The following is a 13680-nucleotide window of genomic DNA, read 5'->3' as shown; positions in this document are numbered from 1 at the left end:
CACCGGCAGGTGGCCGATCCCGCCGGCGAAGCCCCGGCCGCCGCGCAGCAGTCGCCCACCGCTGACCACCCCGGCGCCGACGGTCGGCCCGCCGGTGAGGTGCACCAGGTCGGCCGTGCCCGCGTACGGGCCGTGTCGCAGCTCGGCGGAAACGGCGAGGTTGGCGTCGGTGTCGACCTCGACCGGAAAAGCCGGGTCGCGCAGGGCGCGGCGCACCGCGGCGGCGAGCGGCACGTTGCGCCAGCCCAACGCCGGGGCCGCCGGTACCGCGCCGTCGGCGTCCACCAGGCCGGGCACGCCCACGGTGAGGCCCAGCACGGTGCGGCCCGCGCCGGTGACCCGGCCGATCGCCCGGCGGGCCAGCGCGGCGAGTGCCGCCACGGTCTCGTCCGGGCCGACGGTGGCCGCGGCGAACGCCCGTCGCCAGGTCAGGAACCGCTCGCCGGCCAGGTCGACGGCGACCACGACCAGTTCGTCGGCGCCGATGCGCAGGCCGAGCCCGACGTAGCGGGAACCGTCGAGCACGAGCATGGTCGCCGGGCGGCCCACCCGGTTCTCGGTCAGCCCGGTCTCGCGCACCAGCCCGCGCTCGATCAGCTCACCGACGAGGCTGGAGACGGTGGCCTTGTTGAGCCCGGTGCGCGCGGCCAGGTCGGCCCGCGAGCAGGGGGCGTGCAGCCGGACGTGCCGCAGCACCGCGGCCCGGTTGGTCACCCGTACGTCGCCGAGGTCGGCCGTCCGGGACGGCCGGTCGATGCTGATCACGAACTGCCCGCCTCCCGCGCCCGGCCCCGTGGTTCGGTTACAGCTTAAACTAAATAGGCGCCGTTCCGGCCGGCCGGTGGTCAGCCGCCGAACCACGGTACGAACGCGGTCGCCGGCACCTCGTCGCCGTCGAGCACGATCCGGCCCGGCGGATCCTGCGCCCCGACCACGGCGATCCCGCGCACGTCCAGCGGGCCGTCCACCCGGACCCGCAGCGCCGCACCGTCGCGGGTGGCGGTGACCGTGGTGTCGCCGGCCTCGTCGCGCACCACCGTCACGCCGTCGACGCCGCCCCAGGCCACGAGCGTGACGTCGCGGAACGGCCCCTCGGCGACGGTCGGCGCGGCCGCCACCACCGGGACCAGCGCCCCGCGTCGCACGTACAGCGGCAGGCGGTCGATCGGCACCCGTACCCGCAGGTGCCGGCCGCCGGTGTGGCACTCGCCGGTGGCCGCGTCCAGCCAGTCGTCGCCGGCCGGCAGGTAGACCGTGCGTTCCCCGGACGGGTCGAGCACCGGCGCGACCAGCAGGTCGCGACCGAGGCGGTACTGCAGGTCGGTGGCCCAGGCGGTGGGGTCCTGCGGGGTGTCGACGAGCAGCGCGCGCAGCATCGGGGCGCCGGTGCGCGCCGCGTCCACGGCCGCCGACCAGAGGTACGGCAGCAGCCGGTAGCGCAGCCGCAGGGCGGCCACCGCGTGGCGTTCCGCCTCGGCAGGGAAGTCCCATGGCAGCCGGCTGGTGGTGCCGTGCAGGCGGACCAGCGGCGAGAGCGCGCCGAACTGGGTCCAGCGCACGTACAGGTCCGGATCCGGGGTGCCGTGGAAGCCGCCGGTGTCGTGGCTCCAGAAGGGCACCCCGGACAGGCCGTGGGAGAGCCCTCCGCGCAGCGTGCTGGCCAGGCCCGGCCAGGTGGCGTTGACGTCGCCGCTCCACTGGGCGCTGTGCCGCTGCCCGCCCAGGTACGACGAGCGCGCCCACACCGTGCGGTGCCCGGCCACCTCCTCGGTGACGTCGGCGACCGTGTCGTTGAACAGCAGCGCGTACACGTTGTGCAGCTCCACGCCGGTCATGCCGTTGTACGCCACCGCGTCCGCGGGCACGGCCTCGGCGAAGTCGGTCTTGAACACCGCGACGCCCTGCGCGAGCAGGGGGCGTAGCAGGCCCTGGAACCAGCGCACGGCCGCCGGGTTGGTCAGGTCCACGATGGCGCAGACCGGATAGCTGCCGTGCCAGGCGTCGGCGACGTACGTGGTGCCGTCCGGTCGGCGCAGGAAATAGCCGGCGGCCTCGGCGTCGGCGTAGAGCGGGCTGTCCGTCATCAGGTAGGGGTTCATCCACAGGCACACCCGGAATCCCTGCTCGGCGAGGTCCTTGAGCATCCCGGCCGGGTCGGGGAAGGCCCGCTCGTCCCAGCGCAGCTCCGACCAGCGCCCGGCGACCTGCCAGTAGCAGTCCAGGTGCAGCACGTCGCAGGGGATGTCGCGCTCGCGGATCAGCCGGGCCCGCTCCCGCACCCGCTGCTGGCTGTCCGGGAAGAAGCCGGAGGAGATCCAGGCCCCGAACGCCCAGCGCGGCGGCAGGTAGGGCCGGCCGGTCAGGACGTCGAGCCGGTCGAGCACCTCCGCCGGGGTCGGGCCGGCCAGCACGTAGTAGTCGAGCAGGTCGTCCGGGACGATCAGCTGCACGCTGCTGTGGGTGCTGGCGCAGACGTCGAACTGCACCGGCAGGCCGCTGTCGACGAGCACCCCGTAGCCGCGGTCGGAGAGGTAGAACGGCACGTTCTTGTGCGACCGGTCGGACTCCCCGCCGAAGGCGTCGAAGTTCCACATCAGCGGCCGCTGCCCGCGCTTGTCCAGCGGGGTGAACTTCTCCCCGAAGCCGACGAACCGCTCGTCGCCGGGGGCGACGAAGCTCTCGTGCCAGGCGACCGGCTCACCGTCCACGGTGGAGTGACCCAGCGGCAGGGTGCGCCGCCGGCCGCTGATGTCCCGGGTGCCGGCGTCGGCGGCCAGCAGCAGCCGGCCGTCCGGGGCGAGGAAGCGCAGCCCCCACGGGTCGAGGCGGACCTCGGCGACCACCGCGCCGGCGTCCACGTGCGCCCAGGTGTCGTCGACGGTGACCACCGCCGGGTGCGGCGTGGGCCGGACCAGGGGCAGTGCCCGCGCCGAGCGGCTGCGCACGGCGAGGTCGTCGGCGAGGCGTACCCGCAGGATCCCGTCGCCGGCGGCCTCCACCCGGGCCACCACGGTGCGGCCGGAGGCGCAGGTGGCGGCGAGGGTGACCCCGTGCGCGTCGGTGGTGAGCACCTCGGCCCGCACCACGTCGTCGGCGCCCTGCTCGCCGGGGACGCGGACCGGCAGGTCGGGCGGGTCGGCCACGAACGTCTCGTACGGGACCAGGGGCGGGCGGTACGGCATGGGCGTCTCCTCGCGGCGACACGGGCGGTTCCGCCAGTTTCTTTGGAACCACAACTAACTGTCAATGATTGCCCGCATTGACTTCGGCTTCACCTGTTCTTACTTTGGCTGGGATGACAACTAAAGGGTTGTGGAGCGATGGTCGGCTCCGCTACGGCGGCGACTGGAACCCGGAGCAGTGGCCGCCGGAGGTGTGGCGCGAGGACGTCGCGCTGATGCGCGCCGCCGGCGTCGACCTCGTCACCGTCGGCGTGTTCGCCTGGTCCCGCCTGGAGCCAACGCCCGGCCGCTACACCCTCGACTGGCTCGACGAGGTGCTCGACCTGCTGCACGACGCCGGCATCCGGGCCGCGCTCGCCACCCCCACCGCCTCGCCGCCGCCCTGGTTCTCCCTCGCCCACCCGGACGCGCTGCCGGTCACCGCCGACGGGGTACGCCTGCACCACGGCAGCCGGGACACCTACTGCGCCGCCGCGCCCGCATACCGGGCCGCCGCCCGGGGCATCGCGGAGGTGCTGGCCGCGCGGTACGCCCACCATCCGGCGCTGGCGCTGTGGCACGTGCACAACGAGTACGGCACCACGTGCCACTGCGCGCACGCCGAGACGGCGTTCCGCCGCTGGCTGGCCGACCGGTACGGCGACCTGGACACGCTCAACGACGCCTGGGCGACGAGCTTCTGGAGCCAGCACTACACCGACTGGGCGCAGGTCGCCGCACCCCGCGCCACCCGGTACCTGGGCAACCCCGGCCACCTGCTCGACTTCCGCCGCTTCTGGTCCGACACGCTGCTGTCTGCGTACACCGCGCAGCGGGACCTCCTGCGCGCGGCGAACCCGGCGGTGCCGGTGACCACCAACTACGTGCTCGGCGACTGGGTGCCGGTCGACCACGCCCGCTGGGCGCGGGAAGTGGACCTGGTGGCCGTCGACCACTACCCGTCCCGCACGGACCGGGGCGCCGAGGAACAGACCGCGCTCGCCGCCGACCTCGCGCGCGGCTGGGCCCGCCGCGGCGCCGGCCGCCCCGCACCCTGGCTGCTGATGGAGAGCGCGCCGAACCAGATCCACGCCGGCGGCCGCATGCACACCAAGGAACCGGGCCGGATGACCCGGCACAGCCTCGCGCACGTCGCCCGCGGCTCCGGCGGGGTGATGTTCTTCCAGTGGCGCGCCCCGGCCGGCGGCGCGGAACGGTTCCACTCCGCGGTGGTGTCGCACGCCGGCGGGGACACCCGGGTGTTCCGCGAGGCCAGCCGGCTCGGCGCGTCACTCGGCCGGCTGGCCGGCACCGCCTCCGGCACGGTGGAGGCGGGCGTGGCGATCGCCCACGACGCCGCCAGCGGGTGGGCGCTGCGCCACCCCGGCATGCCCCGCGACGGCCTCGACCACCCGGGCGAGGTGGCCGCCGCGCACCGGGCGCTGTGGCACGCCGGCATCACCGCCGACCTGGTGACCCCCGGCGACCCGCTCGACGGGCACCGGCTGCTCCTGCTCCCCGCGCTCTACCTGGCCTCCGACGCCACCGTCGACTGGGTACGCCGCCACGTCCACGCCGGCGGTCACCTGCTGGTCACCTGGCTCAGCGGGGTCGCCGACGAGAACGCCCGAATACGACCCGGCGGTTACCCGGGCGCGTACCGGGACCTGCTCGGGGTGCGGGTGGAGGAGTTCCACCCGCTCGCCGACGACGAGCGGGTGCCGTTGACCAGCGGCGGGATCGGCCGGATCTGGTCGGAGACGGTGCACCCGGCCGGCGCGGAACCGGTCACCGCGTACATCGGCGGGGTGCTCGACGGCCGGCCGGCGGTGACCCGGCACCGGGTCGGCGACGCCCGCACCTGGTACGTCTCCACCCGCCCCGACGACGACACCTACCGGCGGCTGCTCACCGAGGTGGCCCGCCTCGCCGGGGTCGGCCCCACCTGTCCCGAGGCGCCCCCGGGCGTCGAGGCGGTACGCCGACGCGACGGCGACCACACCCGACTGTACCTGCTCAACCACACCGACCGGCCGCAACGGGTGCCGGTCGCCGGGCACGAGCTGCTCACCGGGGAGCCGGTGGCGGAGGTGCTCACCGTCGCGCCGGGCGGCGTGGCGGTGCTGCGGGAGGCGCGGCGCTGACGCGCGTACCCGTCAGGGCGTGGCGACGGCGGCGCGCGAGCGGTCGGCGGCGATCCGCACCGCGAGCGCGGCCAGCGCCGTGCCCATCACGTAGCGCTGGACACGGGCCCAACCCGGCCGGCGGGTGAGGAACGCCGACACCGACCCCGCGCTGAGCACGATCAGCGCGTTCACGGTCAGCGCGACGCCGATCTGGGTCAGCCCGAGCAGCAGGCTCTGCACCGCCACGTGCCCGCGCGCCGGATCCACGAACTGCGGCAGCAGCGACACGTAGAGGATGGCGATCTTCGGGTTCAGCAGGTTGGTGACCAGGCCCATGGTGAACAGGCGCCGGGGCCGGTCCGGCGGCAGCGGCACCGGGGTGAACGCGGACCGGCCGCCCGGGCGCAGCGTGCGCCACGCCAGCCAGAGCAGGTAGGCCGCGCCGGCCAGCTTCACGGCCGTGTAGAGCGGCGGTACCAGCACGAAGACGGTCGCGATGCCGGCCACCGCGGCGGCCAGGTAGACGCCGAAACCGACCGCCACCCCGAGCAGCGACACCAGGCCGGCGCGCCGACCCTGGGTGACCGACCGGGACACCAGATAGACCATGTTGGGCCCGGGGGTGAGCACCAGACCGAGCGCCACCAGGGCGATCCCCGCCACCGCGCCGAGCGTGACCACGTCGCCCTCCCCCCGTCGGTCCTGACCGGACCCTACGCCGCCGGTCGCGACCCCAGGGGCCCGAGCCGGCGCCCGCGCGGGGTGACGCGCGCCACCCCGGCGAGGCCATACTGGCCGGATGTCGATCGTGTTGTCCGCCGGCGCCACCCCCACCGCGCCCGGTCTGCTGCTGCGCCCGTGGCGCGACGGCGACGCCGACGCGCTGCTGGAGGCCTACCGGGACCCGGTGCTGCGGGCCTGGACCAGCCGCCCGGTGACCACCCGGGCCGAGGCGCGGGACTACCTGCGCCGCAGCCGGCAGGGCTGGGCCGCCGACCGCCGGTTCAGCTTCGCCGTGGTGGAGGACGCGCCGGGGGAGCCGCTGGTGGCCTGCGTGGTGCTCAAGGAGGTGCGGCCGGGACATCCGGCCGCCGAGGTCGGCTACTGGACGGCGGCGCCCGCACGCGGGCGGGGCGTCGCGCCCCGCGCGGTCGAGGCGGTCACCGGCTGGGCGTTCGCCCGGTTCGCCGCCGGCGGCCTGGCCCGCCTGGAGCTGCTGCACCAGATCGACAACCCGGCCTCCTGCCGGGTGGCGGAGAAGAGCGGGTACGCCTTCGTCGAGGTGCTGCCGGCCCGCCCGCCGTACCCCCGCGACGGGCACCGGCACGTCCGGGAGCTGCCCTGACCGTCACTTCGGGGCGCCGAGCAGACGCAGCAGCAGGCGCGGATCGCCCGGCCACGCGTCGAGCAGCACCTGGCGGGGCACCTGCCGGCCGGCGTAGCGCAGCGCCAGGGCGACCACCACGACGTCGTCCAGCGGGCCGATCACCGGCAGGAACTCCGGGATCAGGTCGATCGGGCTGGCCAGCCACACACCGGCGACCACGATCGCGATCCGGGCGCGCCGCGGCACCCGGGGATCCCGGCGCAGCCGCCGCACGGTGGTGAGGCAGTCAGGCAGGAACGCGGCCAGATCACGCAGCGGGCCGGGCGGCAGACGCCGGGCCAGCAGCACCAGCACCGCCCAGCTCGTGACCAGGCACGCCAGCGCCGCCCCGAGGCCGATCAACCAGTCCCGCACGCCGGGCACGCTACGCCTGCCCGCGCCGGGCCGGGGAACAACCCCGGGCCCGTCCGACGCTGACCCTGGTCGGAGCACCGGCGGATACGGTGGGTACGGGAGGTGACGACGGTGACGACAGGCTGGGAGGCCGCGGTCGAGGCGCAGATCCGCTCGGCCCAGGAGCGCGGCGAGTTCGACAACCTGCCGGGCGCGGGCAAGCCGATCCCGGGCCGGGACCTGCCCTACGACGAGGGCTGGTGGATCCGCAGCTTCATGGAACGGGAACAGATCCCGTCCGACCTGATGCTGCCCACCCCGTTGCAGTTGCGCCGCCGCATCGAGCAGCTCCCGGCCGAGCTGCGTGACCTGCCCACCGAGGAGGCGGTGCGGTCGTACGTGGCCGCGCTCAACACCGAGGTGGTGGCCTGGCTGCGTACCCCGACCGGGCCACGGGTGGTGGTCCGCCCGGTCAACGTCGACGAGGCGGTGCGCCGGTGGCGGGCCGACCGGGAACGCGTGGCGGCCGAGCGGACGGTGGCCGCCACGGTGCAGGCGCAGGACACGCTTCGGCCCCCGGCTCGTTCCCGCCGCCGCTGGCGCTGGTGGCGCCGTCGACCGTGAGCCGGGAACGCCGGTCCTGATCGAGGGTCACCAGGGCCTGTCGGGGGGACATGGATCCGAGTGGCTCCGTCCGCGGCTCGCGTCGACCGCACGAGGCGCGACCGGCAGATCGCCCGTCCGGTCCGACGAACTTCGCGCGTGGCTGCACGGGCCCACCCTCGTCGCACTCTGGCCCCAGCTCTATCTTCCGCGGGGTGTGTTGCGCTCCCGCGAGGCCGCCGCCTGATGCCATCGGCCCCTGACCAGTTCCCGCACGACGGCACCCGCGCAGGTTCAGCGTCGTCGGAGGCGAAGCACGCAGGTCAGCATCGGCAGCGTGAACTCGCCGGCCGCCGTCTCCGGCCGGCTCGCCAGGAACGCGCGGATCCGGCCGAGCGTGGCGTCGCGTTCCGGTGCCGGCATCACCAGCATCCCGGCGCGGGTAGCGAGCGTCGCCACCAGGGAGTCGGCGGTGCGGCGCTGCCCGTGCGGGAACTCGGCCTGCTCCGGCGACTCGAACCGGGCGACGCCGTCGGTCGGGACGTGCATCCGCGCCGTCTCGACGCGCCAGGCGGCGGGCGTGTCCCGGGGGCCGACGGCGGCGCTCCCGCCGACCCGCGCCAACCCGGTCACCCAGTCCACCCGGTCGTCCAGGACGTTCCACAGGCCGGCCAGGGTGCCGCCGGGCGCGAGCACCCGGGCGATCTCGGGACCGGCGACCGCCATGTCGAACCAGTGCATCGCGTTGCCGGACACCACGGCGTCGACGGACGCGTCCGGCAGCGGGATCGCCTCGGCGCTGCCCGGCAGCGCCCGGACGTCCGGCAGCGCGCGGCGCAGCTCGGCCAGCATCGCCGGATCGGGTTCGACCGCGCTGACGTCGACGCCGGCCGCGCGCAGCCCGGCGGTGAGCTTGCCGGTGCCGGCGCCCAGGTCGAGTACGCGCGGGCCGGGCGCGTGCGCCAACGCCCACCGCACCGCGTCACTCGCGTAGTCCGGGCGGTGCTCGGCGTACGCGGTCGCCGCCGCACCGAACGACGACGAGTGTCGGCGTCGGTCGTCCTGACCCATGGCCTGGTCTCCTCTCGTCCGGCTCAGCGGTCTCCCGCGCCGCCGGTGAGCGCCTCGATCAGCGGCAGCGGGTTGATGTAGTCGCGGTAGGACACCACGAGGCCGTCCCGGACGCGGAACACGGCGATCACCGTCTGCGCGAACGGCGCGCCGCTGGCGACCAGGGTGCCGACCGCGTCGTACTCCACGACGACCACCTCGGGGTCGAGGGTTTCGTGGATCACCAGGTCGCGGTACTCGTCGAACGTGACGAGGGTTCCGGCCGCCTCGGTCAGGTGCCGGCGCACGTCCGCCCGTCCCCGCACCCGGCCGGGCACGCCGGCGGGGCGGAACGGCCACTCGATGTAGCCCTCCGGGGCCATCAGCTCCACGAACGCCTCGACGTCGCCCTCGCGGCCGGCGCGCAGGATCCGCTCGACGACCTCCCGTGCCCGACCCGCCACCGTGCCTCCCGAGATGGATCCGCATCGACGGATCAACCCTAGGTCGTGTCTCCTGGATCTTCCGGGTCGGGGTCGAGGCGGAGATTGAGGAGTTCCAGGCCGGTGACGGGCCGGAAGCCGACCTGGGCGTAGAGCGTCAGGGCCGGGACGTTGTCGGTCTCGGTCTGGAGCGACAGGCGAGAGGCACCAGCAGCGCGAGCGCTGTGGATGACGTGCTGCAGCAGTGCGTGCGCGATGCCGCTACGGCGACGGCGCGGGGCCACGTACAGGTCACGGATCGACCACGCGGTGCCCAGCATGAGCGATGCGGGCATGACCGTGGCCGTGACGAAGCCACAGACCTGAGCGGCCCGGATGGCGGCAGCAGCGGAGATCCGGTGCTGCGCGAGCTGGTCGTGCAGCCAGGAGCGGGTCAGCTCGGGAGATGACGGCAGGCCGTAGTGCACCCGGTAGGCGTCGAACAGGGCAGCAGTCTGGTCGAACGCCGGATGGGCACTGGTTATCGGCACGATCGTCGTCGTCACCGCACAAGTGTCGCCGACGCGTCGGTCGTGGCGGGCCCCCGCCCGCCACGACCGACGCCGTGCTAGCCCTCGGCCAGCACGGTGCAGGCGAAGTCGGTGCTTCTGGGCCGGCGCAGCGGCACGTCGCCCTTGACCCGGCGCAGCACCTCGTGCCGGCTGAGGCCCAGCCCGTGGGCGATGAGCCGGTCCGGACGCACCGGCACCGGATCCTCGAAGGTGACCTCGACCCGCAGCGGCCACGCGTCGCCGGGCCGTTCGGCCGGGGTGTCCAGACGCCAGGCGCCCGTCCAGTCCAACGTGAAGCGACCACGTCGGGCCAGCGCCGGGTCGACAAGTGTGGCGGCGACCAGCACCGGATCGTTGAGGTGGTAGCCGTGGAGCGTGGCCGGGTCCAGGGAGCTGACCGGCGTCCGTTCGTGCAGGGTGAGCTTGCTGGTGCGGTCGCAGGAGACGCACCGCACCAGCAGCCAGACGTCGAGCAGTTTGCCGTTGGCGTTGACCCGGAACCGGCCGTCCCCGGTGGTGGCGGACTCCGAGCGGCAGTCCACGCAGCGCAGCGACAGCAGCGGAAGCCTGGTCCGGCGGACGAACCAGGGCAGCACGACATGGGGGGATGAAGACATGAGGACTCGAGACCTGATCTCTGTAGACCTGACACGAGGCCGATGACGCGGCCTCGATCGCCGTGTGACCGGGCGCGCTGAGGCGGCCCGGCAGAGCCGACGGGACGCGTCGGCTCCGGGTGGGTGGAAGGCGTGTCAGGTTCAGAGAGCGGGCGGGGTCACGCGTGGGTTCCTCTGTCCTCAAGGGGTGGTGGCCGCGGCGAACGTAAGCGATGACCGATGGCCGGCTCAACCGGTTTACCGCCGACCCCTACGCGATTTACCGGAATACCGATAACAGTAATCCGTTAAACAGCACGGACATAAGGGACGAAAGCCCGGTACATCATAATGACAGTTCCTATGCGTAATGCATTAGGCTGGTGTATCTCGCCGCCACCAGACCCAGCTCACGGCCGATAGAGGGCCTTGGCCGCGGCGACCTCGGCCGCGCGCCGCTCACGCCACCGCCTCTGCGCTTCGCTGTTGCAGCGACGACACACCTTCCGGAAGCGTCCGGTGGCGGGGTCGACCTCCCGGTCGTGTCCGTTACGGCAGAGCGGCTGCTGTCGACGTTCCCGACAGTTGTCGGCGTGACCGAGCTGACGCAGGTGGGTCGGCTCGATGCAGTCGGGCACGCCGCAGTCGTGATGGACGTCGAGGTCCGGCCGGTAGCCGCCGACGAAGACCGCGTATGCCGCGATGTGTGCCCAGGCGCGTCCGGCGAGCTTCTGGTAGACGCCGCGCTGGCTGCCATATCCACGCACCACGAGACAGCCCGTCGGCAGGCGCTGTGAGCGGGCCAGCAGGTAGGAGCGCAGCGATTCCTCGGTGAAGTGCCGGGACAGGCCGGTCACCTGGGACAGCATGCAGAAAGCGTAGAGAGGTCCTCCGACAGTGCGCTGCGGTCCTGACCACCCCGGTCCGCCGGATGCCGGCCCCCTGTCGGGGCCCGGCGGCGTCGCTCGGCGACGAGAAAGACGGGTGAGGCGTCCCCATCAGCGGAGCGGCTCACCCGAGCGGTCAGCGGTCGTCGATCTCGGTGCCCGACGCTCGTGGCGGGGGTGGCAGCCGCACCGGCCGCTGCTGCCCACCGCCTGACCGGGGCCGCCGGCCCCGGTCAGGCGGCCGTCGTCTCGCTGTCAGGCGGGCAGCCGGACGATGTCGTAGTCGGTGCTCGGTGTCGGCTCGACGTCGAACCGGCCGTTGACCACGTACAGCCAGGGTCCGAAGAGGTCGCCGGTCGCCGGCACCCGAAGTCGCACGTCGGTGATCTCTCGGACGAGGGTCACGGAGTCGTACCCGGGCGACAGCCGGAAGACGGCCACGACATTGGTCAGGTTGCGGATGACGTAGAGGGTGCGGCCCTGCCGCACCAACCCGTCGGCCCGACTCACGGAGTAGCCGCCGAGGTCGAACACGCGGCTGGCGCCGGTGGCCGGATCGACCCGGATCAGCCGGCCGGCGAGCATCTGGGCGACCAGCAGGTCCCCGTCGGGCAGCGCGACGATCCCGTTCGCGAACGCGTCCGGTTCGGCCGCCGGCCCGCTGAGGGCGAGCGTCCGGACGGCCGAGCCGGCCGGCAGCCGGCCACCGGGGCCAAGCGGCACGACGTACAGCACCGCTCGGGTGGAGTCGGTGAAGTACACCGCCCGAGGAGTGATCACCAGGTCGTTGACCAGGCTTCCGGGCTGATCGGTGAATCGGTAGCGAGCCAGCAGGGCACCGGTCCGGGCGTGGTAGACGCTTGCGCCGCCGCCGGAGAAGTCGGCGGTCCAGAGCCGGTCCCGCGCGTCCACCTTCAGCCCCGCCTTGTCGGTGCCGGGCACCCCCGGCACCAGGACGGCGCCCCGTCCGGTGCGCAGGTCACCCCGCCAGATCGCGCCGTCGAGGATGGACCCCACGAAGACCGTGGTACCGCGGCCGATGGTGAGTCCCTCCGGTGTGAAGCCGTCCGGCAACGCGATGCGGGACGGGAAGTGGGTGCGGTGAGACGGGCTGGAGGCGACGCGAGGGGAGGAAGCGGCGGCGTCGGCGATAGCCGGGCCGGGAGCGACGAGGCCGACAGCCGCCAGCATCGGAACGAGGACCAAGATCGAGTTTCTGCGCAACAGAGCCACCACCTGACCTGACCCGGGCTCCCCTGTGGAGCCCGCCTCTGAGGAGACAGATCGGGCGGCCCGATCGGTTGTCAGCGGCGGGGCTGGTGCCGGCGAGTCTCCCGGAACCGTTCGGCACGCCCCCGTCGTGGTGCCGGCAGCACAAGCGGGCGGCCCCCGCTCCGCGGGAGCCGCCCGTTCCCACGGTCAGCGTTCGGTGCGGTCGTCGATCTCGGAGCCGGACTCGCCAGGCCGGGCACCGATCGCTTCCTCGGCGGCCCGGCCGCCGGTGCTCTCGTCACCCTGCCGCAGCGAGCTGCGGGGCAGCCCGGCCAGGTGCGCCGGATCCTCGATCGGCTGGTCCGGCCAGTCGTCCTGGGTACCGTCGGCCAGCCCGGCCCGGCGCAACACCTCCACCAGGTCGTCGTGGGACAGACGCTCGGCATCCGGAATCCCGGCCCCGCGCGCCATCGACTGCAGCGTCTTCAGGTCTTCGCTCACGAATGTCTCGGCCATATCGGAGCCTTCCCGGCGCCCAAGACAAGGAAACCCGCTCAGGCCCGGGCCCCGCCGAGGCCGAGCAGCACCGCCAGGCCCAGCGCACTGCGCGGGGCGTACGGCACGCGCCACAGTCCGCCGTGTGCCGCCGCGTACGTTTCGTCCCGCCACGGGTGCTCCTGCGCCGGTCCGCCGCCGGTGCGCAGGTCGTGCACGAGCAGCGCGGCCATCAGGGTGTTGCTGGTGGCCGGCTCGAACACCTCGACGCCGAAGCGGTGCGCCCCGGCGTACGCGGCGGCGAGCGCGCGGTTGCGCAGCACCGACCGGGTGCGGGTGGGCGGCGCCACGGTGAACGACACCGTGGCGCCGGCGTCGCGGGCCACCGCGGCGCGCCAGCGTTGCAGCCGCTTGGCCAGCGCGTAGTTCGGCCCCTGCTGGGGCACCAGGCTGTCGTTGATGCCCGGATCGGCGCCGGGCGGGTAGTTGCGGTGCAGCAGCCGGCCGCCGGAGAGCAGCCGCAGGGTCCGTCGGGCCGGGCCACGGGCGACGTAACCGCGCTCGGCGTGGGCGACCGCGTCGCCGGGGACCGCGTACACGTCGGTGGGGGTGGCCAGGAACGCCAGCGCCGCGTCCGGACGCTGCCGGGTCAGCTCGACGGTGAGCGCGTCGACGGCGGTGGCCACCCGGACGTTGGTGGCGCCGTCGGCGTAGACGTAGTTGCCGAGCACGAGCCGGCCGTCGATCCTGGCCAGCCAGCGGGCGGCCTGCGGGAGGCGGTGCAGCAGGTCCGCCCCGGCGGCGGCGGTCAGCGCCGCGTCGTCGTCGCCGGTGCC

Annotated in this window: 14 protein-coding genes and 1 pseudogene; 3 read left to right on the top strand and 12 right to left on the bottom strand. The window is 74.2% G+C overall.

Translation table 11 applies throughout. From position 1 onward, the window contains the following. Together HUW36_RS13195 and HUW36_RS13190 are read right to left on the bottom strand one after the other, a co-directional pair. On the bottom strand, positions 1 to 765 hold a 765-nt coding region (locus tag HUW36_RS13195; RefSeq protein WP_174528428.1), incomplete at its 3' end, for an ROK family transcriptional regulator. 80 nt (positions 766 to 845) lie between these two features. Further along, positions 846 to 3182 carry a TIM-barrel domain-containing protein gene (locus tag HUW36_RS13190; protein WP_246248138.1) on the bottom strand — a complete coding sequence of 779 codons (2337 nt, stop codon included), beginning with the start codon at positions 3180 to 3182 and terminating at the stop codon, positions 846 to 848. Between the two features lie 113 nt (positions 3183 to 3295). Between HUW36_RS13190 and HUW36_RS13185 the strand changes: the two genes are divergently transcribed. Further along, entirely contained in the window at positions 3296 to 5305 is a 2010-nt protein-coding gene (locus HUW36_RS13185) for a beta-galactosidase (RefSeq protein ID WP_174528427.1), read from the top strand. A gap of 12 nt (positions 5306 to 5317) precedes the next feature. Here HUW36_RS13185 and HUW36_RS13180 read toward each other — a convergent pair whose 3' ends face one another. After that, the gene (locus HUW36_RS13180; protein WP_174528426.1) at positions 5318 to 5968 is read right to left on the bottom strand and encodes a LysE family translocator; all 651 of its coding nucleotides are present in this window, start codon (positions 5966 to 5968) and stop codon (positions 5318 to 5320) included. Positions 5969 to 6086: 118 nt separating this feature from the next. Here HUW36_RS13180 and HUW36_RS13175 point away from each other — a divergent pair, with 118 nt between their 5' ends. After that, a complete protein-coding gene (locus HUW36_RS13175) occupies positions 6087 to 6632 on the top strand; it encodes a GNAT family N-acetyltransferase (protein WP_174528425.1) in 546 nt (181 codons plus the stop codon). Positions 6633 to 6635: 3 nt separating this feature from the next. Here the strand turns inward: HUW36_RS13175 and HUW36_RS13170 are convergent, their stop codons facing one another. Beyond that, complete coding sequence (locus HUW36_RS13170; protein ID WP_174528424.1) at positions 6636 to 7028, bottom strand: YkvA family protein; 393 nt, start codon at positions 7026 to 7028, stop codon at positions 6636 to 6638. Between the two features lie 111 nt (positions 7029 to 7139). Here HUW36_RS13170 and HUW36_RS13165 point away from each other — a divergent pair, with 111 nt between their 5' ends. Next, entirely contained in the window at positions 7140 to 7631 is a 492-nt protein-coding gene (locus tag HUW36_RS13165) for a DnaJ family domain-containing protein (RefSeq protein WP_174528423.1), read from the top strand. Positions 7632 to 7904: 273 nt separating this feature from the next. Here HUW36_RS13165 and HUW36_RS13160 read toward each other — a convergent pair whose 3' ends face one another. From HUW36_RS13160 to HUW36_RS13125, 8 genes and pseudogenes are all read right to left on the bottom strand, one after another. Next, the gene (locus HUW36_RS13160; protein WP_174528422.1) at positions 7905 to 8681 is read right to left on the bottom strand and encodes a class I SAM-dependent methyltransferase; all 777 of its coding nucleotides are present in this window, start codon (positions 8679 to 8681) and stop codon (positions 7905 to 7907) included. 23 nt (positions 8682 to 8704) lie between these two features. Beyond that, positions 8705 to 9124, bottom strand: a complete 420-nt coding sequence (locus HUW36_RS13155) for a nuclear transport factor 2 family protein (RefSeq protein WP_174528421.1) — start codon at positions 9122 to 9124, stop codon at positions 8705 to 8707. A 38-nt stretch (positions 9125 to 9162) separates the two neighbouring features. Further along, on the bottom strand, positions 9163 to 9648 hold the full coding sequence (locus HUW36_RS13150) for a GNAT family N-acetyltransferase (protein WP_174528420.1): 486 nt from the start codon (positions 9646 to 9648) through the stop codon (positions 9163 to 9165). Between the two features lie 62 nt (positions 9649 to 9710). Continuing rightward, positions 9711 to 10271 carry a DUF1062 domain-containing protein gene (locus HUW36_RS13145; RefSeq protein ID WP_174528419.1) on the bottom strand — a complete coding sequence of 187 codons (561 nt, stop codon included), beginning with the start codon at positions 10269 to 10271 and terminating at the stop codon, positions 9711 to 9713. Between the two features lie 389 nt (positions 10272 to 10660). Next, on the bottom strand, positions 10661 to 11119 hold the full coding sequence (locus HUW36_RS13140; RefSeq protein ID WP_174528418.1) for an HNH endonuclease family protein: 459 nt from the start codon (positions 11117 to 11119) through the stop codon (positions 10661 to 10663). A 273-nt stretch (positions 11120 to 11392) separates the two neighbouring features. Further along, entirely contained in the window at positions 11393 to 12154 is a 762-nt protein-coding gene (locus tag HUW36_RS13135) for an NHL repeat-containing protein (protein WP_174528417.1), read from the bottom strand. 402 nt (positions 12155 to 12556) lie between these two features. After that, the gene (locus tag HUW36_RS13130; RefSeq protein WP_174528416.1) at positions 12557 to 12865 is read right to left on the bottom strand and encodes a hypothetical protein; all 309 of its coding nucleotides are present in this window, start codon (positions 12863 to 12865) and stop codon (positions 12557 to 12559) included. Between the two features lie 38 nt (positions 12866 to 12903). Beyond that, positions 12904 to 13680, bottom strand: a pseudogene (locus HUW36_RS13125) (hypothetical protein); the annotation flags it as partial.

Source organism: Micromonospora maritima (assembly GCF_902825405.1).
Taxonomy (GTDB): Bacteria; Actinomycetota; Actinomycetes; order Mycobacteriales; family Micromonosporaceae; genus Micromonospora; species Micromonospora maritima.
This window is presented reverse-complemented; position numbering and strand designations above follow the sequence as displayed.